The sequence below is a fragment of the Myxococcus sp. CA033 genome (genome assembly GCF_013336625.1).
Lineage (GTDB): Bacteria > Myxococcota > Myxococcia > Myxococcales > Myxococcaceae > Myxococcus > Myxococcus llanfairpwllgwyngyllgogerychwyrndrobwllllantysiliogogogochensis.
Genome location: NZ_JABUMU010000005.1, coordinates 241952 through 262474 on the forward strand (window position 1 = coordinate 241952; position 20523 = coordinate 262474).

General features: G+C 68.8%; 15 protein-coding genes. 10 read left to right on the top strand and 5 right to left on the bottom strand.

Annotated elements, in window-relative coordinates:
• The first annotated feature begins 19 nt into the window (after positions 1-19).
• The gene (locus HUA78_RS16105; RefSeq protein ID WP_141641494.1) at positions 20-412 is read left to right on the top strand and encodes a RidA family protein; all 393 of its coding nucleotides are present in this window, start codon (positions 20-22) and stop codon (positions 410-412) included.
• A gap of 176 nt (positions 413-588) precedes the next feature.
• Positions 589-1332, top strand: coding sequence for an NIPSNAP family protein (locus tag HUA78_RS16110; protein ID WP_371745595.1), 744 nt, complete (start codon positions 589-591; stop codon positions 1330-1332).
• A gap of 35 nt (positions 1333-1367) precedes the next feature.
• On the opposite strand, the gene HUA78_RS16115 is transcribed toward HUA78_RS16110, so the two are convergent.
• The 4 genes from HUA78_RS16115 to HUA78_RS16130 all read right to left on the bottom strand — a co-directional run bounded on the left by HUA78_RS16115 (position 1368) and on the right by HUA78_RS16130 (position 5256).
• Positions 1368-2057, bottom strand: a complete 690-nt coding sequence (locus HUA78_RS16115; protein ID WP_174476653.1) for a hypothetical protein — start codon at positions 2055-2057, stop codon at positions 1368-1370.
• 353 nt (positions 2058-2410) lie between these two features.
• Entirely contained in the window at positions 2411-3088 is a 678-nt protein-coding gene (locus HUA78_RS16120) for a DUF4347 domain-containing protein (protein WP_174476654.1), read from the bottom strand.
• Positions 3089-3233: 145 nt separating this feature from the next.
• Positions 3234-3716: a hypothetical protein gene (locus HUA78_RS16125; RefSeq protein WP_141641498.1), complete on the bottom strand. Its 483-nt coding sequence runs from the start codon at positions 3714-3716 to the stop codon at positions 3234-3236.
• Between the two features lie 31 nt (positions 3717-3747).
• Positions 3748-5256, bottom strand: a complete 1509-nt coding sequence (locus HUA78_RS16130) for a sigma-54-dependent Fis family transcriptional regulator (protein ID WP_254623743.1) — start codon at positions 5254-5256, stop codon at positions 3748-3750.
• Between the two features lie 315 nt (positions 5257-5571).
• On the opposite strand from HUA78_RS16130, the gene HUA78_RS16135 reads away from it, so the two are divergent.
• On the top strand, positions 5572-7038 hold the full coding sequence (locus HUA78_RS16135; RefSeq protein ID WP_217440406.1) for a hypothetical protein: 1467 nt from the start codon (positions 5572-5574) through the stop codon (positions 7036-7038).
• Between the two features lie 6 nt (positions 7039-7044).
• On the opposite strand, the gene HUA78_RS16140 is transcribed toward HUA78_RS16135, so the two are convergent.
• Positions 7045-10335, bottom strand: a complete 3291-nt coding sequence (locus tag HUA78_RS16140; RefSeq protein ID WP_174476656.1) for a bifunctional serine/threonine-protein kinase/formylglycine-generating enzyme family protein — start codon at positions 10333-10335, stop codon at positions 7045-7047.
• A 627-nt stretch (positions 10336-10962) separates the two neighbouring features.
• On the opposite strand from HUA78_RS16140, the gene HUA78_RS16145 reads away from it, so the two are divergent.
• The 7 genes from HUA78_RS16145 (at position 10963) to HUA78_RS16175 (ending at position 20485) form a co-directional block, all read left to right on the top strand.
• Positions 10963-12834, top strand: a complete 1872-nt coding sequence (locus tag HUA78_RS16145) for a glycoside hydrolase family 18 protein (RefSeq protein ID WP_174456399.1) — start codon at positions 10963-10965, stop codon at positions 12832-12834.
• Between the two features lie 308 nt (positions 12835-13142).
• On the top strand, positions 13143-13670 hold the full coding sequence (gene pru, locus HUA78_RS16150; protein WP_174456400.1) for a fruiting body spore coat protein U: 528 nt from the start codon (positions 13143-13145) through the stop codon (positions 13668-13670).
• 18 nt (positions 13671-13688) lie between these two features.
• Positions 13689-14468, top strand: coding sequence for a molecular chaperone (locus HUA78_RS16155; protein ID WP_174476657.1), 780 nt, complete (start codon positions 13689-13691; stop codon positions 14466-14468).
• Entirely contained in the window at positions 14465-16798 is a 2334-nt protein-coding gene (locus HUA78_RS16160) for a fimbria/pilus outer membrane usher protein (protein WP_174462734.1), read from the top strand. Before HUA78_RS16155 ends, HUA78_RS16160 begins: the two co-directional genes overlap by 4 nt.
• The gene (locus HUA78_RS16165) at positions 16782-17246 is read left to right on the top strand and encodes a spore coat U domain-containing protein (protein ID WP_174476658.1); all 465 of its coding nucleotides are present in this window, start codon (positions 16782-16784) and stop codon (positions 17244-17246) included. The genes HUA78_RS16160 and HUA78_RS16165 overlap by 17 nt, the downstream gene beginning before the upstream one ends.
• Positions 17247-17386: 140 nt before the next feature.
• Positions 17387-19063 (top strand): isovaleryl-CoA dehydrogenase, encoded by a 1677-nt coding sequence (locus HUA78_RS16170; protein ID WP_174456404.1) that lies wholly within the window; start codon positions 17387-17389, stop codon positions 19061-19063.
• A gap of 171 nt (positions 19064-19234) precedes the next feature.
• Positions 19235-20485, top strand: coding sequence for a HAMP domain-containing sensor histidine kinase (locus HUA78_RS16175; protein WP_217442498.1), 1251 nt, complete (start codon positions 19235-19237; stop codon positions 20483-20485).
• Positions 20486-20523 lie beyond the last annotated feature (38 nt).

The window sequence follows — 20523 nt, forward strand, 5'->3', positions numbered from 1 at the left end:
GGGTCTCCTGGAGGGACACATGACCGCGACGAAGCACGAGCCCGTCACCGCGCCTGGACTGCCGAAGCCCGTGGGTCCCTACTCCCCGGGCATGCGGCTGGACTCGCTGCTCTTCGTCTCCGGACAGGCCGCGACGGACCCAGCCACCGGGAAGCAGGCCGAGGGAATCGAGGCGCAGACGGAGCAGGTCCTCCGCAACCTGGAGCGCATCCTGTTGGCGGGTGGCTCCAGCCTCCAGCACGTCCTGCGCTGCGGCGTGTTCCTCGTGGACATGAAGGACTTTTCCCGGATGAACGCTGTCTACGAGCGCGTGTTCGCCGGGCACCGCCCCGCCCGCACCACCGTGCAAGCGGCCGCGCTCCCTGAGGCCGGGCTGCTCGTGGAGATCGACTGCATCGCCTACGTGCCTTGAGACGCGGGGGATTGTCACGGTCCGAATCAGGACCGGAACTGTCCTAGTGGGCTCGTACGGTGCCTCCGATACCCACTACCGGAGGCCCGATGCGACGCCAGCTCTTCACGCTCCTGCTCTTGCTCACGTGGAAGGCGAGTGCGCTCCCACCGACGCCACCGTCAGGAGCCACCGCCGTGAAACCTGCCTCTCGTGATTGCTGTGCCGTGCTGGAGCTGCGGCAGTACACGCTGAACCCGGGACAGCGCGATGTGCTCATCGACCTGTTCGAGCGTGAGTTCGTCGAGAGTCAGGAAGCCCAGGGCGCGCACCTGGTCGGACAGTTCCGGGACTCGGCGCGGCCCGAGCGTTTCGTCTGGCTGCGCGGCTTCCCGGACATGGTGTCTCGCGAGCAGACCTTGAAGCGGTTCTACGGTGGGCCCGTGTGGAAGGCGCACCGGGAGGCGGCCAACGCGACGATGCAGGACTCGAGCAACGTCCTGCTGTTGCGCCCCGTCACCGGAAGTCGGGGGTTCCCCCCGCCGGGTTCCCCCAGACCCGACAAGGGGAACCACCCGACCCCGAACTCCGTCGTCGTCGTCACGATTCTCCATCGTGACGCCCCCGTGGACGCCGCGTTCCTGCGCTTCGTCGAGCAACAGCTCGAGCCTGTCCTGAGTGAAACGGGCGGCGCGCCGCTCACCCTGCTCCAGACGGAGTACGCCCCGAACACCTTCCCGGCCCTCCCCATGCGCGAGGGCGAACATGTGCTCGTCGCGTTCACCGTGTTCGCGAGTCGGGAGAAATACCTCGCCCATGTCGAACGACTCGCGAACTCACGGCGCTGGAACGACACCGTGCGCCCCGCCCTGCTCAAGCACCTGAAAGCCGCACCCGAGTCACTGGTGCTGGAGCCCACCGCGCGCTCACTGCTGCGGTGATGGGGTGACCGAGTTCATCACTCGCGGGTGGGCGACTACTGAGCAGCGGCGACGGAGACAATCCAGGGAGTGCGCATCCCGTGGGGGCCCATGAAAACCTTGGTCAAATTCAACCGGACCTTTTTCAGGACGACCACCCCCACGATTGCCCTGCCATAGAGCGCCGAGTTACGTCCGGGCTGCCCGATGGCTCCAAAAAACTCGGGCGTTCCCTTCAAGCCACCCATCCAGATGTCGCCAAACACGGCGATGTTGGCATCCTCGATGGCTGCCTTCTGTCCGAAGAGGCGAAACCCAAGCTGGCCAACCCTCACTCCATTCCCCTGTGGGGCTCCCAGTGGAGCAATGTCCATGTTGATAGAGGGCATGAAGCTCAGCACCGCGATATTCTGCACCCCCTCGGAATCGTCGACCGCGGACACATAGGCCACCATTGGCAGCTCCGCCAACATCGTCGCATTCCCTCCAGCCTGAATGAAATTCTCGAGATTACCCTCCTTGGCGGTCTTTTCGTCCGGCCCGGTGCCGCTGGACGGGGTCCTCGTCGAGGTAACTGCGGCATGCAAGCTCAACTGAAGATTGGAGAACACTCGAAAACTGAGCAGCTTCGCGGCGACACTGAACCCTGACTCGGACACCCCGGTGAAAGACAGATACTCCGCCACTTTCGGCGCATCCTCGCCAAAGTAGGCATCGGCGCTCTTTGGATACGCCAGCGGTTTCACCCACCCATGAGGCTCCACGTAGACCTTCTGGTTCTTCTCTCGGGATTCCACCTTGAGCCCTGCCAGCACTGATTCCTTTCTGGGTGTCGGTGGAGCCGGGGACTGAGCCAAGACCGCCGTCGGCGCCAAGGCGAACCACAGGAGCAAGACAGACCGCATCACACATCTCATATATCCCCCTACGCTCATCGAAATGCAGCGCCCGCCGGACCTCGACGGGCGCGAATTAATCAGACACGACCGGGACACACTTCTCTCGGACGCGCGAAGCGCCTCACGACGGGCCTCGCCCGACGCGACAATTCCAGACAGAAGTTCAGAAGAGAAACACGGAACCTGCGACGACTCGATGCTCAGTGGGCAGGCAGGTGAGCCTTGATCTGCTCACGACTCGGAGCTTGCGATCCGGCCGTCCACCGATAGACCGCGATTCGATTCGATGACTTCGACTTGATGGCGACGACCCGTCTATCCACGCAGAGGGTGACAATCAGGTCATTGACAGGGAATCGCTCGTCGACGATGCCAGCGGGCATGTCCTCGAGCCCATCCAGAACGTAGCCCGGCGGGAGCAACTGCATGACGCCCTGGACATTCACCGCGGCGTTCTCGGCGATGCCCCCCAAGCGCCGCACCCCTGTCTCGGATGCACTCATCCTGCTGGCGGTCCTCAGGAACTTGCTGGCGACCTCCTCCCGGAACCCCTCGGGTCCAAAGTCGGAGTGAGCAATCGAGGCGAGACTGCCCCAGACCGTCCGCGTCTTGCCCCCCTTCGACAGTTTCGCCTCGAGCCCTTCGAGAACCGCTCGGCCCTCCGCGAGCGTCCCGGTATCGCAGCCCAGCAGCCGCACCTCTGCGTTGTCGGTAAGAAGGTCATCCGTCTTCAGGTCAGGAAATAGGTCCCAGCTCGCCTCGTGCTGGGTCACCACCTCCTGCCCCTGATCTCCCAGCGTCAACGTCCCGGACTTCCCGTGGCCGAAGATGTCCAGTCTCGCCACCTTCTGGTTGGACTCGTTGACCACCTCGTTCACGATCCACTGGAGCTGGCTTCGCTCCTGGCAACGCGCGAACCTCCGCAGTGGGTCGCTCCTTCCGTCCACCCGGAAGACAGCACGCTCGATGTCCCAGTCGAGCCGAGACGCATAGGCAATGATGGTCAGATGCATGACGGGCCTCTCACCCTTCTTCCTGCTCGTTCGACAGCACCTGGAGAAGCGCCGAGACAGAACGCATCACCTCATTGCCTCGAGAGGCCCCTTCCCGCCGCCGCTTCGACAAATCCGCGGCGAAGGGCCATTTGCCCCGACCATCCGAGTACGCGTCGAGGCTGCTGACCTGCTGGCTCGACAGGTATTCCTCCGTCAACAACAGGTAGCCGAACTGACCCGGCTGAGCATTCACGGCGGTGGAGGGTGCTCCGGGCCACACGTGCGAGGCATTGAAGAGGTCGACCTCCAACCCCACCAGGGTGGGGACGCCCGGCACCATCGCCACCAGGTCGAACGTGAAGCGCCTCGGGTCCAGACTCTTCACCTGGACCTTGTACGCGCGATACCCCCAGCCGATGCCGTTCACCTCCGGCATCCACCAGAACTTCAGGTCCGCGGCGGAAGTCTGCGGCTTGATGGTCGACTGCCCAAAGAACGGCGTACTCGGCATGAGACACTCCAGGGGACTGCGGGTGAGACCTTCAACTTTCAGGCGGCTGGGAATCCCTCGTCAGGCCGAATGCCTTCATCAAGTTGTAGATATGCTGACGGGTCAGGTCGAGCCGCTGCGCCACATCGGACACACACCAATCAGTGGCATCCAGTTCGCGGCGAAGCAGGTCTCGTTGAAAACGTCGGGTCGCCTCGTGAAAGGACACTGGCGCCATCCCCTGCGCCTCCATGCCCTCGAACAGGTGGCGTGGCTCCAGGAACGAGGCCGCCTCCGCGCTGGCGCGAATGAGCGCGGCCTCCAGTCGATGCCGGAGCTGTCTCACATTGCCCGGCCACTCCGCCAACTCGCACGCCGCGAAACAGGCCGGTGAGGGTCGCAGGCGCGGCAACCCATTCTCCTCCGCCAACCGCTCCACCAACGCCTCCACCAGCGGGACAATGTCCTCTCGCCGCTCGGCGAGCGCCGGCATGCGCACCGACAAGACATTGAGGCGGTAAAACAGGTCCTCGCGGAAGCGCCGCTCACGGACCAACTGCTCCAGGTTGGCATTGCTCGCGGCCACCAGCCGGACATTCGCCTTGAACGCCTTGGGGCTGGCCAGCGGGAAGTACTGCCGCGACTGCAACAACTGGAGCAGCTTGGCCTGCGCGGCCAGGGGAATCTCCGCGATTTCGTCGAGGAAGAGCGTCCCTCCTTCCGCCGCCTCCACCTTGCCGACCGTCCGCCGCGCTCCCGGGAAGGCTCCTGGGAAGGCACCGAAGAACTCACTCTCGAAGAGCCCCTCCGGGACAGCCGCGCAGTTGAGTTCCACGAAGGGCCCCAACCTGCGCTTGCTGTTGACATGGAGCGCCTGCGCCAGCTGCGTCTTCCCCGTGCCGGACGGCCCCCCAATCATCACCGTCACATCCAGCGGCGCCGCGACGGCGAGTTGGGCGAACACATGCGCCAGCCCCGGACTCCTGCCGATGATGTCCTCCAGTTGGAAGCGCTCCCGGAAGGGGCGCGTCGGGTCCTCCTTGTCGCCCCCTCTCTGGAGCAGCGCCCGCTCGGACGCCGTGCCCAGGAAGTGGGCCACCGACTCCGCCAGTTGCACCAGCCCCTCCGAGAACGGCCCCGCGCCGCGCTTTCCCTCCAGATAGAGAACCCCCGGCAGACGCCCACCCAAGGGGACACAGAGCACCGCCTCCAGGCGCTGCGCCTTGACGCTGGCCGAGCTGGCGAAGCGCGCATCCAGCAACGCATGCGCCGTGTGCACCGACTTGCCGGCCGCAATCGTCGAGGCGACGATTCCGCGCGACGTCAACGCCCGGATCTCCTCGCGCTCCAGCTCCGAGCAACCATGGAACAGCGACCACTCACGACGCGCCACGGAGCCTTCTCCATACAGCTCCAGTCCCGCGCGCTGGGCATCCGCCAGCTCGACCAGACAGGTCAGCACATCCTGCAGGGGTTGAAGGGGACTCGGCGCATCCATGACTCGGAGCACCGCGAGATAGAGATCTCGCTCGCGGGCAAAGCGGGCCTCGGGGGTGACCATGTCTGTCAACATATCACCCGGTCGATGCACGGCAATGCTGGTGGGCCAGTCGTAGGTCATGGGCTCCCGCATACACTGCAGGGAGCGAGCCATTTACTCCGTGAGAGCGACACGCGGCGGAAGAGGTGTCGCGAACGTCAACGGGATTTGACAAGCAGGTCGCGCGTTGTCCAACACAGTGGACAAACACTCTCGACCCTTCCTTGGCCATACGTCTGCATCGTCCCGACCTTCGTCAAGGCATGGTGATTGCTCTGACAGGAACTCGGAGTCCACCTGTCCCCATGAGCAGGGGACCTTTCACCCGAGGAACCCATGTCACGACCCAAGAAGGTCCCTGTCTCGTCCTTGTCCCCGCGTCGTATGCCGGCGGAGCCCCCTGGCGGGCCACTTGACGGTCCCGCGGTCTTCTCGCCTGGGGAGCCCCACAACCTGCCCGCACTCGTCGAGGACGCGCGCGACGCGGCACTGATGGGAGAGCCCGGCCCCCGCGAGCCGTCGAACTACCAGGAGCTGTTCAGCCGCCTCTCCGCCGCGCGCGACACGCTTCCCGGCGCGTATCGCGACACCTTCTATCAACCCCTCCTCAACAAGCTGGGTGAGATGGGGGCCACGCGCTTCGCCCAGTTGCTCCAACAGGACCCGAGGCGCACGGGCGTCGCGGGCCTCCTGCTCGATGCCACCCACGCCGTCCTCCAGAACGCGGAGCGCTATGAGCTCCTCGCCACGGATGCATTCCAGGAGGTCGTCAGCGACCTCTTCGATGGATTCCTCAGCGCGGAGAGTCGCCGGGGTGTCTCCCCGCCGGACCAGGGAATCCTGCCGCCGCTGGTGAAATGGGGCAGTCCTGACTCCGGTCCGTACACCTGGCCGGTGGATGCCACCTCGAGCGTGCTCGGGTTGATGGCGGGTGTGGTCAGCCTGCCGCCCGCGAATGCGCATCAGGGATTGCTGGCGTGGGCCGCGCTCCCGCACGAGGCCGCGGGGCACGACATCCTGGATGCCGACTCGGGGCTGTCGGCGGAGCTGTCCAACGCCGTCCATGACAAGCTCAAGGACACGTATCCCTCGCTCGCGACCTACTGGGCCGACCGCATCGACGAGACGGCGGCGGACGTCCTCGGCATCCTCAACATGGGCCCCACGTCGGGCATCGGACTGCTGGGCTACTTCCGGGGCCTCAACGCCGCCTGGGGTGGTGGCCCGGTGCTGCGCCGCGACGGCCCGTCCGACGACTCCCACCCCGCGGACGTGCTGCGCGGGTACCTCGCCGCGGCCACCGTCGACAAGCTCCTGTTCGCCAACCGGGCCCACTGGGCGGGATTCATCGAACGGGAGGTGGATGCGGATGTGAATGGGCAGCGCATCGTCGTCGAGGGCGTCTCCGTGAGCCGCGAGCTCGCGAAGCACTCCGCCGGGGCCGTCGCGGAGGTGCTCGTCACGCACCGCGCCGCCGCGCTGGAGGGGCATGCCCTGGGACAAATCCAGAACTGGCGCGACACGGACGAGGCGCGCGTCCAACGACTCGCGCGAGGACTGCTGCACGGACCTCCGGGCCTGCCCACGGACCTGACCGAAGGCACCTATGCAGCGCACCTCGTCGCCGCCGCCATGGTCTCCGGACTGACGCCCGGCGCGGACCTGAGCGCCCTCCAGTCCCGCATGCTGCGCCAGCTCAAGCAGATGCACGACGCCAATCCGGTGTGGAGTTCGCTGGTCGTCGCATACCGGGGCAACGCCGTGCCGCACCGCATCTACCGTCCCCAGCGCACCGCCGTGTGAAAGCCGTCAGGGAGCAGGCACCCGCTCCACGCAGCGGGTGCCAATGCCGAACTCGAAGCGACGCGAAGGAAGGTGGTTGGCCCAGAAGAGCCAGTGCTGCCGCGTTTCGGGCGGCGCGTCCCAGCGCCCACCCGCAACCATGCGGAAGCCCGGGTAGTCACCTTCCGTGGCGATGGTCGCCGTCCACTCCGCCACGTTGCCCGCGAGGTCCATGATTCCATAGGGGCTGCGGTCCTCCGGGAACGAGTCCACGGGTGCGAGCGTGGCGAAGGCATCCTTCCCATTCAGATTGGCGGGCGGCACCGTCCGGTCGTCACCCCAGACAGTCCGACGACGGGGCGCGGGATTGGGCACCTCGCCCTTCGCGTCGAGGACCTCCCCGCCCCGCCCCGCCTTCGACCACTCGTCGTAGGTCGGCAACTCCTTGCCCATGAAGTGGCAATAGGCCTCGGCCACCCCGGCGTCGATTCCGGTGACGGGAATCCTGGGCAGGTTCGCCGGCTCATAGTCCGGATGGGCGGGGGCGGCCTCCCGCGCGCCACCCATGAGCGGAAGGATTCGCTCCTGGAACAGCCGAAACTCGGCGTTGGTGGCCTCCGTCCTGTCCATCGCGAACGCGCCTATCTCGAAGCGCGCCTCCTCCTTCAGCGACAGCTCGGGCCTCCAGTATCCGCCCGCCGGGACGAGCACCTGCCCGGCCCGGGACGTGGCGCAGGTCGGCACCGGCAGCCGCAGCTCCTCTCGGCGGGCCCGCTGCGCGTAGCCGGGAAGTCGCAGGAGGCGTATCCGCGAAGGAGGACAGTCCCCTCGCTCCACGGTGAGCCACGCGGCCCGCGAGGGCGCCTCCACGCGCTCGCGCCAGGCCCCCTGCTCATCCACCCGTCCCTCGGGAGGTGCCCCCTTCATGGGCAGCTCGTCCGGCCGTGCCTCCGGGCTCAGCTCCAGCGCCCACCGCACGGGCGCGGTGACGGGCGCACGGGTCCACGTCAGGGCGCGCGCGTCGAAGTCGAAGAACTCCAGCACCAGGTCGAAGTCCCCCATGTCCGCGGCCATGAGCCGCATCTCCCGCTGCTGGCGCGCGGTCTCCTGCTGGTTCTGCTGGAACGCGAACACCACCGACGTGCCCACCCCGGTGGCGAGCACGAGCAGCAGCACCACCACGGCAATCCCCACCCGGCGCCGCTGGACGTGCCCCTGCTCCCGCTTGCGCCCTGCGTCAAGGAACGCGCGCGAGCGGCTGGCGAGCGGCACCTTCCAGTCCGCCACCCGCCGCAGCACCTGCCCCAGCGCATCACCGCCCCACGTCTCCTCGTCCCGGCGTCCGCGCCGATGCCACAGCTCCGCGGCCTGGTCGATTTCCGTGACGAGCAGGTGCTCATCACGAGACTCCTGCCGCCAGCGCGCCAGCTCCGGCCACGCCGTGGCCAGGGCCTCGTGCGCCAGCTCCACCAGCGCCCCGTCATTGCGCACGTCGCGGGAGGCGACCACCAGCCGGTGCGCGAGCAACGAGTCGAGCACCCTCCCCGCGCCCACGCCCAGCTCCTCCAACAACTCCTCGCGCACCCGAGGGCGTCGGGTCCCCTCGGGCGTGAGCAATTGAAGCAGGAGCAGTCGCACCGTGTGGATGTCATCCGCCGGGAGCTGTCCCAGCAATTGACGTCCCTGCGCCGCCAGGGCCCCCGCCACGCCGCCCAGCTCCTCGTACACGGCCGCGCGCAGCAGACGCCGCTCCTTGTCCCTGCGCTCCCACAGCGCCGAACAGGTGGCCTGCAAGAGCGGCAGGCCCGCGGGCTGGGCACGGACATCCGCGACGATGCGCTCGACCAGCCCGGGCTCGTCCGTGGCATGGCCCGCGCGACGCAAGGGACCAGTGACGGCCTCCACCAGCGCCGAGGGCGACAACGGCCCCACCACGAACGCATTGCCGAGAAAGGCCCCCAGGTGCTCCACCCGGGCGAACTGCCCCAGGTAGTCATCACGCAGCACCACCAGCACCCGCCACCCGATGCCCGCGGACGCCACCGCGAACAGGCACCGCACCAGGGCCATCGCCTCCTCCGCCGCCCCCAGGGTGAAGACCTCCTCGAACGCATCCACCAACAACAGCGCGGGCGCCGGAGCGCGCGCCCGCAGCAACTCCACGATGGCCCCGGGGGTCAGGACCAGCGTCCGCGCGACTCCCGCGTCCAGCGACAGGACCTCCGTCAACCGATGGAGGGGACGCGGGCCAGGACGAAAGGCGACCACCTCCCAGCTCGCCATCTGCCGCAGTCGCGGCACCAGGCCCGCATGCACGAGCGAGCTCTTGCCGATACCCGAAGGGCCCGTCAGCACCACCGGAGCCGCTTGCCGCAGCCGCTCGACGAGCGCCGCCACCTCCGCCTCCCGGCCCGAGAAGTCCTCCGCGTCTCCCTCCGTGAAGGCCCGCAGCCCCCGGAACGGATGCCGCTCGGGGTCTGCCTCCAGTTGCCTCCGGGCCGGCTCCAGCAAGTCCGTCAGCGCTCTCGCCAGAGACTCCGCCGTCGGCCGGGCCTCCGGCGCCAGCGAGAGACAGTCCTTCACGAGCGCCGCTCCGGCGAGCTCCGGCGTCGGGCCCGGGAGCGGGCGCGGCGTGAAGGCGAACGCGGGGAGACTCGCGTCGTCCACCGGGCGGCGGCCATCCAGCAGCTCGTGGAGAATCACTCCCAGCGACCAGAGGTCCATCGCCGGCGCGGGCGGGGTCCCCCTCCAGCGCTCGGGCGACATGTACGCGGGGGTTCCGGACGCCGCGCCCGCGGAGGTGCCCGCGTGACGGGCGAGCCCGAAGTCGACCACGCGCAGCCGCCCGTCCCTCGGCAGGAGGATGTTCTCCGGCTTGAGGTCCGCGTGGACGATGCCATGACGGTGCGCCTCCGCGAGCGCGTCCGCGATGGCGCGCCCCACGCGCAGCACCTCCCCCGGCGACATCCGCTCCCGAGACATCCGCTCGCGCAACGTCTCGCCCTCCAGGTACTCCAAGGCCAGAAAGGGTTGGCCCTGATACACACCCGCCGCGTGCACGGTGACGATGTGGGGGTGGTTGAAGCGGGCCGTGGTGCGCGCCTCTTCCAGGAGCCGCTCCGCGCTCTGGGGCCCCAGCAGCTCCGGCCGCAGGAACTTGAGCGCGATGTGTCGCCCCAGCGCCAGGTCCTGCGCGAGATACACCCTGCCCGAAGCGCCCTCGCCGAGCAGCTTCAGCACGCGAAAGCCTTCCACGAGCGAGCCCGAGGCGAGCGGCTCCTCCGCCTCCAGCAGCCTGCCCGGGGCCAGCTTGCTCATCTCGAACCACCCCCAGCCGCCATGACAGCCGCATCCGAGCCCGCACGCCTCCACCGCGACTCGCCTGGGATGTTAGGGCCAATCCACCAGGACGCGCCACGGCTCCACGTGAAGCAGGTCAGCCCCTCCGGACGCCCTCGCACCCATCCGGCTCAATCCCAGACACAGGGTCCGCCAGGACCGTGGCCGACGGGCGCCCAACCCCTGGGGCTCGATACACCCGAGACAGCCCTGACACCCCGCCTCCAGAAGCCCCCGCGCGGAGCGGACGTGCGCGAGCCGCGGGGGCCGCCCGCGCAGGTCCAGCCGTCCATGCAGCTGGAGCGCGGGTACCGGAGCCCGCCGGGCTGCCCCGTCATCGCCCTGCTTGTGCCCCGGCTCCTCGTACCCGGAGCCCTCGTACCGAGACGCTTCTGAGCATGTAAGGGATTGGTACTAGTCCTTTCCTCCAATTCCCTTGCGCAGTGTCTCCTCGCGAGCCCCCTCGGGGACAGGCGGGCGTTGCTGACACGGGCTGCTCACCCCAGCTTGCCGCGTGGCCCGTCCATCCCGGACAGGCTTCGAGCCCCGGACTTCCGCCACGCCTTGCGCGAGCGCGGTGCCCGGCCGGTCTCGAGAGGAGCACACATGAAGAGGTGGGTGGGTTGGGTATCCTTGGGGATGGCCTTGCTGTGGGCCTGGGGCGCGAGCGCGACGGAGCAGGAGCCACAAGCCCCCGCGAACTCCGACACGTTCGCCACGAACTGGATCTACCGCGATGCCATGGAGTCGCCCTGGTTCGACTACTCCTGGGCGACGCATTCACTCAGGGCCACCTCGCCCGTCGCGGAGGGGCAGTATTCCATCTCCGCGACGATGCGCAGCGAGGAGGCCCTGTACTTCTACACGTCGCCGCACGTCGCCGACGCGGGAGCCACCTTCGTCCTGCGCGTCCACGGAGGCACGGCGGGGACGGGCGCGGTGGTGCGCGTCAGGGCCTACGCCGACGACACGCTGACGACCGGCACGGAGCTGGGGCCGCGCTGCACCGGGGGACGCATCCTGGCCAACACCTGGGTGACGTGCACCGTGCCGTTCTCCGCCCTCGTCACCCCGGGTGCGCGAATCAAGGGACTCGTGCTCCAGGAAGGGCGCGGGGTGACGCTGCCCACGCTCTACTTCGACTCGCTGCGCGCGGAGGGACTGCGCATCCCGTCCCCCGTGGTGGTCTCCCTCAACCCCGCCTCTCTCTCGATGACGGCCGGAACCTCCCGGACCTTCATCGCCACGGTGACGGGGAGCACGAACACGGCGGTGACCTGGTCCGTCCTCGAGGGCGCGGCGGGCGGCTCCATCACCACCTCGGGCCGCTACACCGCGCCCAGGACGCCAGGCACGTACCACGTGGTGGCCACCAGCGTCGCGGACCCCACGCAGTCCGCGTCGGCTCCCGTCAGGGTCACCCCCGCACCGGCCAGCGGGCTCTGGGTGTCGGGCTACTACACCGGCTGGAACGCGGACCTCTATCCTCCGGAGAAGGTCGACTTCAGCGCGATGACCCACATCGTGGTCGGCCGCGTCACTCCCAATCCCGACGGCACGGTGAACACCCAGTTCGACAATGACAACGGCCCCGCCATCGCCCGCACCCTCTCCACGCGGGCCCACGCGGCCAACCGCAAGGCCATCATCATGGTGGGAGGCTCCGGCGAGCATGACGGCTGGGTGGGCGCCGCCTCCAATGCCAACCGCGCCCGCTTCGTGAGCAACCTCCTGGCCGCCATGGACAGCTTTGGCTACGACGGCCTGGATATCGACTGGGAGCCGGTGGAGGCCGCCGACAAGCCCTTCCTGCTCGCGCTGGTGCGAGAGCTGCGAACGGCCCGTCCCGGCATGCTCCTCACCTTCCCCATCAACTGGATCAACTCCAACTTCCCCGAGGACGCCGACCCGTGGTTCCTAAACCTGGTGCCCTACCTGGACCAGATAAACGTCATGTCCTACGAGATGACGGGGCCGTGGGGCGGGTGGACCTCCTGGTACTCCTCCGCCCTGACGGGAGAGTCGGGCACCCACCCCACCTCGGTGGCGTCCAGCCTGAATGCCTGGGTGGCCGCGGGAATCCCGAAGGCGAAGCTGGGCATGGGGTTGCCCTTCTATGGAATGGCCTGGCGCAACATCACCGGCCCGTATCAGCCCTACACGGACTGGTCCGACTACGTGGGCAGCGACAATGACTTCACCTACGGGCGCATCCTCGCGTTGACCGCCACGGGTGGGGTGTACCACTGGGACTCCGTGGCGCAGTCCAGCTACGTCACCTTCGCCACGCCCGTGGTGGATGGCACCGTGCGCTGGATTTCCTATGACTCGCCGCAAGCGATTGCCGCCAAGGGCGCCTATGCGCGCGCCAACGGCTTCGGCGGCACCATCATCTGGACCCTCAACCAGGGCTGCACCAACCCCGTGACGGGAGCCAACCCTCCACTCGACGCGGTGAAGGGCGCCTTCCTCCCCTAGCCCGGGGAAACGCACCACCCTGAGTGGGTAGCCGACAGCCTCCTCGGCCCCGCACCGGAGACCTCCCCTCGGCCCAGGCCCTGTTGGCCGCTGGACCGAGGGGATGCCCTCCATGGACAGGTGAGCGCCTCGCAGTGAATGCCCCGGCTGGCGCGGCTCCGGGTCTGCCACCCAGCACACGCATCAAGCGTGCGGTGAGCGGGGGCCACCAGTCTGGCCGCCTTGGCGCCCACGAGGTTGGCGCCCAGTCTGCAATGGCCAGACGCCAACCGGGATGCACCGGTCTTCTCGCAGCTGGAGCTGTCCACATGAAAACCCTGAAGAGTGCCATTGCCGCGACCGCCGTCGCGGCCTCCCTCGCCGTCGCGTCTCCCGCAGACGCGGCCACCGCCACCGCCAACCTGACGGTGACGGCCACGGTGAACTCCGCGTGCAGCATCAACTCCGGCTCGCTCAACTTCGGCAACTACGACCCGGTGCTCCTCAACGGCAGCGCGGGCGTGGACCTTCTCGGCACCGGGACGCTGACGGTGCAGTGCACCCTGCTGAGCACCGCGGTCGTCACGCTGGGCCAGGGCGCGCACGCCAACACGGGCTCCACGGATGCGGTGCCGCTGCGCCGGATGCTGCACACGACGTCCACCGACTACCTGTCCTATTCGCTGTACCAGGACCTGACGCGACTGGTGGTCTGGGGCAACACGCCCGGCACGGGCCTGCCGTACATCGGCACGGGGCTGTCCACGCCGGTGACGGTCTTCGGCACCGTGCCCAGGGGACAGAACGTTCCCTCCGGCACCTACAACGACACCGTCGTCGCCACCATCACCTTCTAACGGAAAGACCTCCCTCTCATGCGCCTCCGTCCTTCCGCCTGGTCCCGATGTCTGGGATTGATGGCCGTCCTGAGCGGGGTCCTTCCCAGGACGGGACACGCCGCGTCGCTCGAGGTCAATCCCGTCCGGCTCGAGCTGGAGACCGGAGCCCGGGGCGTGGTGGTCACCGTGAGAAACCAGGGCACGGAGACCACGCGCTTCCAGGCCTCGGTCCACACCTGGGTCCAGGATGAAGAAGGGCGCATGACGTTGGAGCCGACGCGGGAGCTGTTCTTCTTCCCGTCGATGCTGACGCTGGAGCCGGGGGAATCCCGCCCCATCCGGGTGGGCATTTCCTCGGCGCCGCGAGACACGGAGCGCTCCTTCCGACTCATCGTCGAGGAGCTGCCTCCGCTCGCGCCGGCTCAACCCTCCATGGGCCTGAAGATTCTCACCCGCGTCTCCCTCCCCGTGTTCGTCGCGCCCAGGCACAAGGACGTCCAGGGCCGCGTCGAGGACGTGGACCTGCGCCAGTCCCGGTTCCACTTCCGCGTGAGGAACCCGGGCACGGTGAACTTCTTCATCCGTCAGACGCGGGTGCGCGGCCTGGATGCCCAGGGCCAGCGACTGGTGGAGAAGGACCAGGTGGGCTGGTACGTGCTGCCGGGCGGCTCGCAGGTGTTCGCGCTCGACACCTCCGCCGAGCACTGCCAGCGGATCCGCTCGCTGGAAGTGGAGGTGGAGACGGACCGGGGCGTGTTCCGCCACAGCGCCCCCGTCACCGCCGCCGCGCCCTGTGGACCCACGCCGTCGCCATGAGCCGATTCCAGAAGTCGGCGGCCCGGGGCGCGCTGGCCCTGGCGCTGGCGTGCGCCTTCAGCCTGGTGCCCTGGCGCGCGTCCTCGGACGAGCCCGAGCGCGTGGTTCCCATCGTGGTGGAGTTCACGCTGAACGGCGTCCCCCGAGGTGACGTCTTCCCGCTGGTGAGAGGCACGGACGTGCTGCTGCCCGCGGCCACACTGGAGGCGAACGGGGTCGACCTGACGCGGCTGGGGGCGCGCCTCGAGCGCATCGAGGGTCAGGATTATGTCTCGCTGCAATCCCTGGCACCCCGGGGCCGGTTCGAACTCGACGAGCGCACCACCTCCCTGCACTGCGAGCTGCCTTCCACCGCCTTCGTACCGACGCGCATCGACCTGGGCACCGCGCCCCCCGAAGGCTACGCCGTCACCGGCAGCCCGAGCGGGTTCATCAACTACGCCGCGCACCTGCGCAACACGCGGCTGGCGCTGTTCGGCGAGGTCGGCGCGTCGGTGGGCCGGGGCCTGTTGACCACCCAGGGGCGGTGGAGTCCTGGCACGACACCGCTGCGCGGACTGACCCAACTGTCGGTGGATTTTCCGGAGGTCATGGTGCGCGCCCTCGCGGGTGAGGCCACCGGCCTGGGCGGCGTGCTCGGCGGAGGCGCGGTGGTGGCGGGCCTGCACGTCATGCGCTCCTTCGAGCTCAACCCCTACTTCGTGCGCAACCCCGTGCAGGACCTCGCGGGCGACGTCACCACGCCCTCCACCCTGGAGATCTACGTCAACAACCGGCTGGTGCGCCGCACCGAGCTGCCACCGGGCCCCTACCGGCTGGAGAACCTCACCGTGCCCCGGGGCGAAGGCACCGCGCGCTACGTGGTGCGCGATGCCTTCGGACGCGTCAGCGAGGTGGATGCGTCGTACTCGCTGGGCGCGCAATTGCTGTCGCCCGGCGTGGCGGACTACCACCTGTCGCTGGGCGTCGAGCGGGAGTCGCCCGGCACGCGCAGCTTCGACTACGGACGACCGCTGCTGCTGGGCACCTTCCGCATGGGCGTGACGCCCTGGTTGACGCCGGGCGTGCGGCTGGAAATTTCACCGGACCTCTTGAGCACCGGCGCGGTGCAGTGGTTCCAGCTGCCGCTCGGAGAGCTGGAGGTGTCCCAGGCCGTGAGTCGCTCCGAGCGACACACCGGCGTGGCGGCCGGCGCGGCCTGGTCCGTCCAGGGGCGGTGGCTGGGAGGGTCGGTCTTCGGCCGGGCGATGAGCGCGCGTTATGCGCACAGCAGCCTCGCCCCGGACACGGCGCACCCGTTGGTGGAGTCGGGGGGCAACCTCTTCGTCGCGCTGGGCCGTCGGGTGAGCGTGGGCGGACAGGCGCTGGTGACGCGCTGGAGGACACGCGGCTGGTCCACCTGGTTGAGCGCATCCACCTCCGCGCAACTGACCGAGCGGACCCTGATTTCGTTCTCCGCCAGCCGAGGCCAGTTGCTCCTGGGCCCCTCCACGCTGGAAGGCATGGTGTCCCTGAACGCCATCCTCGACCCGAGGACGACGGGCTCGCTGGGCCACATCCAGAACCGGGGAGGCGGCATCACCTCGGTGGATGTCTCACGCGGTGTCCCCGTGGAAGGCGGACTGGGCTTCCAGGTCCAGGGACAGACGGGCCTTCACCACCAGGCCCTCGGCCGCGTCGACTACGAGACGAACGTGGGCCGCGCCTCGGGCGGCCTGGAGTGGCGCCAGGGCGTGCTGGTGGCCGCGGCCGAGGTCTCCGGGGGGCTGGTGGCGCTCGGGGGCCGCGTTCGCCCCACCCGCGCGGTGGACCAGGGGTATGCGCTGGTGCGCGTGGAGGGCGTGGAGGGCATCGGCGTGAGGCTCGACAACCACCTCATCGGCCGGACGGACTCGCGCGGTGAGCTGATGGTGACGCGGCTCCAGTCCTACGGGGCCAACCGACTGTCGCTGACGGACGAGGACCTGCCGCTGGAGGTCTATCTCAGGACGACGCAGAAGCTGGTGGCGCCGTGGCGGCGCGGCGGCGTGGTGCTCGACTTCCAGGTGGACAGGGTGCGCGCGTTCCGAGGCCGGCTGGTGCTCGCCGACGACACGGCCCGGCGGACACCCGCGCATGGCGAGCTTCAAGTCGACGTCGCGGGTGCGCGCGTCAGCTCCCCCGTGGGCAGGAATGGCGAGTTCGAGCTGGTGGACCTCCCCGCCGGCAAACACACGGCCACCGTCATCTACCCCGGGGGACGTTGCGCCGCGACGCTGGACGTCCCATCCCTGGCGGGCGAGGTCATCGACCTGGGAACGGTGAGGTGCGTGGATGAGGATGCGCGGTGACCTGGCGCTCATGCTGGCGGGCCTGTGCGGGCTGCTCTCCGCGAGCGCCCGGGCTTCGTGTGAGATTCGCAACGTGGTGGGCCTGCGCTTCCTCAACTACACCCCCACCTCCACGCTGCCGCTCGACACCACGGGGAGCATCACCTTCCGGTGCAGCCTCATCCAGCTCACCCCTGTCACCATCGACCTGAGCCAGGGCGGCTCCAACAACTACGCGCTCCGGCGCATGCAGGGCCCGTCCTCCAGCACCCTCGTCTACAACCTCTACCTGGACGCCACCCGCCTGAGCATCTGGGGCAATGGCCTGTCCGGCACGTCCCGCTATGGGCCGGTCCTCCCCTTGCTGGGCCAGGACATCACCGTCCCCATCCATGGCCGCGTCCCCGCCCAGCAGAGCGTGCCGGCGGGCAGCTACTCCGACACGCTGGTGGTGACAGTGACCTTCTGACCCGCGAGCCCCATGCCCCCGTGCTCACACAGGCGTGCGAGTCACCAGGAGCCGCTGGGACGCAGGGCATGCGCCCGGGGAGGCGCTCCGGCGCGGACGTTGCGCTCGCGGAGCCTGGGCCGCTCGCCTATCCTCGCACCATGAGTTCTTCCGACCCCATCGCGACGACCTTCGTCACCCATGAAGTCACCAATCAGGCGCCCCCCCTGGTGTACGACGCCTGGAAGACAGACCTCCCGCTGCGCGAGGCCGTGGCACGCGAGGGCGGAGGCTGGGCGGAGGCGGACATCGCGAAGTACGGCCCGCTCGCGGGCGGCGAATTGATGCAACTGGGCTTCACCGCCAACGAGAACAAGCCGAAGTTCAAGCCCTTCGACCGCTATGGCAACCGGCTGGACGAGGTGGAGTTCCATCCGGCCTACCACCGCATCATGGAGGCGGCCGTCGCCCACGGCATCCCCAACTTCGCGTGGCGACACGAGAAGACGGTCGGTGCCCACGTCGCGAGGATGGCGCTCTCCTATCTGCACAACCAGGCCGACCAGGGGACCAGCTGTCCGCTGACGATGACGTACGCGTGCGTGCCCACGTTCCGGGCACACGCGGGGCTCGCGGAGAAGTGGCTGCCGCTCGTCACGTCCACCACGTACGACTCGCGCTTCCAGCCCTCCGAGCAGAAGAAGGGCGTCACCATCGGCATGGGCATGACGGAGAAGCAGGGCGGCTCCGACGTGCGCAGCAACAGCACGCGCGCGCACCAACTGGGCGCGAAGGGGCCGGGCAATCCCTACGCGCTCGTGGGGCACAAGTTCTTCTTCTCCGCGCCCATGAGCGACGCCTTCTTCGTCCTGGCCCAGGCCGAGGGCGGCCTGTCGTGCTTCCTGCTGCCGCGCTTCACGCCGGAGGGCACGCGCAACGCCATCCGCATCCAGCGGCTCAAGGACAAGCTGGGCGACTGGAGCAACGCCAGCTCGGAGGTGGAGTTCCAGGGCGCGGTGGCCTTCATGGTCGGCGAGGAAGGCCGGGGCGTGGCGACCATCCTGGAGATGGTGGCCCTCACGCGGCAGGACTGCATGATTGGCTCCAGCAGCCTGATGCGTCAGGCGCTCGTGCAGGCCATCCACCACGCGCGGCACCGCAAGGCGTTCGGCCGGCGGCTCATCGAACAGCCGCTGATGATGAACGTGCTCGCGGACCTGGCGCTCGAGTCGGAGGCCCACACCGTGCTGACGGCGCGCGTGTCCCGCGCCGTGGACGCAAGCCACCGCGACGAGCGCGAGGCCGCCTTCGCGCGCATGGCCACCGCCGTGGGCAAGTACTGGGTGTGCAAGCGCGCCCCCTCCTTCGTCAACGAGGCGCAGGAGTGCCTGGGCGGCGCCGGCTACGTCGAGGAGTCCAACCTGGCGCGGCTGTACCGGCAGGCGCCCCTGAACTCCATCTGGGAGGGCAGCGGCAACATCCAGTGCCTGGACGTGCTGCGCGCGGCCACCCGAGAGCCCGCCAGCCGCGAGGCCCTGTTCCAGGAGCTGATGGCGGCCCAGGGCGGCCACCCCGCGCTCGACGCGGAGCTGGCGCGCATCGCCAAGGACTTCTCGGACACCGCCACGCTGGAGACGCGCTCGCGCTTCGTCGTGGAGCGGCTCGCCCTGGCGCTCCAGGCCTCCCTGCTGCTGCGCGCCGGCAACAGCCAGGTCGCCGATGCCTTCTGCGAGTCCCGGCTCGGAGGCGCGCACGGCAACTGCTTCGGGACCCTGCCCGCCCACGCCCCGATGAAGGCCCTCATCGAGCGAGCCTTCAGCGAAGGCGCCGTGAGCTGACCTGGGCGACGCGCGCGCCCTCTGGAAGTCAGGCCTCTTGCCTGCCCGTACGCCCTGTCCCGGCCCACACCGCCGGGCAGGGAGGCTTCCGCCCCGCCCATCGCCACTGGGGGAAGGTGGCGCCTTCGTCTACTGGACGAAAGGGTGAGACAGCCGCTTGCATGGCGACAATTGCGTGTTCTCCTAGGTGGCTGGAAGCGGGGCACCTTGGGCGACAACCACGACCACCTTCTGAACTCCGGTAACGGAGCCATCACCTATTCGAGAGGTGAACACTCCCGTCGGGACACGGAGGACCAGCTCCGTCTGCTCATCTCCAGCGTCACGGACTACGCCATCCTGACGTTGGACGTACGCGGCTACATCGCGAGCTGGAACCTGGGGGCGGAGCGCATCAAGGGCTACCTGGCCGAGGAAATCCTGGGCCAGCACTTCAGCCGCTTCTACCCGCCCGAGGACGTCGCCTGGGGCAAGCCCGAGTGGGAGCTGGAGTCCGCCATCCGGCTGGGCCGGTTCGAGGACGAGGGCTGGCGCATCCGCAAGGACGGGACGCGGTTCTGGGCCAACGTCGTCATCACCGCCCTCTTCGACGAGACGGGCGAGCTGCGCGGCTTCGGCAAGGTGACGCGGGACTTCACCCAGCGCAAGCACGCCGAGGAGACGCGAGAGATGGAGCGGCTGCGCGAGGCCCTGCACGCCCGCGACGAGTTCCTGTCCGTGGCCTCACACGAGCTGAAGACGCCGCTCACGCCCCTCCAGCTGAAGCTGTCCGCCATGCGCCGCACCGCCGAGAGCAACCCCGAGGCGCTCGTGGCGGACGGACGACTCGCCCGGGAGCTCGCCGCGGCGAGCGGTCAGGTGCGCAAGCTCGCCGACCTCATCGATGACCTGCTGGATGTGTCGCGCATCAACGTGGGCAGGCTCCCGCTGGAGCCGGCGCGCATGGACCTGTCCGCCCTGGTGCGGGATGTCACCACGCGCTACGAGGCCCAGGCCGCCGCCGCGGGGTGTCGCCTGGAGCTCGACGTCCCCACCAGCCTGGAGGGGATGTGGGACCGGCGGCGGATGGACCAGGCCGTGACGAACCTGGTCACCAACGCCATCAAGTACGGCGCGGGCAAGCCCATCCGTCTGAGCCTGAGCGCCGACGACACCACCGTGGTGCTCACCGTGCAGGACGAGGGCATTGGCATCGCCCCCACGCAGCAGCACCGCATCTTCGAGCGCTTCGTGCGCGCCGTCTCCGAGCGCAACTACGGCGGCATGGGACTGGGCCTCTTCATCACCCACCAGATTGTCGAGGCCCATGGCGGGAGCATCCAGGTAGAGAGTCAGCTGGGGCGCGGCTCGACCTTCACCCTCCGGATTCCCATGAAGAGACTGCCGACGACGGGCGGCCCGGGGATGAGCACCCGCGCCTGAGTGGTGAGCGCGTCTTCCCGCGACACCAAGGCCCCGAC

Coding starts and splice junctions, on each gene's coding strand:
- HUA78_RS16160 (WP_174462734.1), top strand. CDS start 14,465: ATGAGCCGATTCCAGAAGTCGGCGGCCCGGGGCGCGCTGGCCCTGGCG.
- pru (WP_174456400.1), top strand. CDS start 13,143: ATGAAAACCCTGAAGAGTGCCATTGCCGCGACCGCCGTCGCGGCCTCC.
- HUA78_RS16125 (WP_141641498.1), bottom strand. CDS start 3,716: ATGCCGAGTACGCCGTTCTTTGGGCAGTCGACCATCAAGCCGCAGACT.
- HUA78_RS16155 (WP_174476657.1), top strand. CDS start 13,689: ATGCGCCTCCGTCCTTCCGCCTGGTCCCGATGTCTGGGATTGATGGCC.
- HUA78_RS16145 (WP_174456399.1), top strand. CDS start 10,963: ATGAAGAGGTGGGTGGGTTGGGTATCCTTGGGGATGGCCTTGCTGTGG.
- HUA78_RS16105 (WP_141641494.1), top strand. CDS start 20: ATGACCGCGACGAAGCACGAGCCCGTCACCGCGCCTGGACTGCCGAAG.
- HUA78_RS16165 (WP_174476658.1), top strand. CDS start 16,782: ATGAGGATGCGCGGTGACCTGGCGCTCATGCTGGCGGGCCTGTGCGGG.
- HUA78_RS16130 (WP_254623743.1), bottom strand. CDS start 5,256: ATGGTCACCCCCGAGGCCCGCTTTGCCCGCGAGCGAGATCTCTATCTC.
- HUA78_RS16170 (WP_174456404.1), top strand. CDS start 17,387: ATGAGTTCTTCCGACCCCATCGCGACGACCTTCGTCACCCATGAAGTC.
- HUA78_RS16140 (WP_174476656.1), bottom strand. CDS start 10,335: ATGAGCAAGCTGGCCCCGGGCAGGCTGCTGGAGGCGGAGGAGCCGCTC.
- HUA78_RS16135 (WP_217440406.1), top strand. CDS start 5,572: ATGTCACGACCCAAGAAGGTCCCTGTCTCGTCCTTGTCCCCGCGTCGT.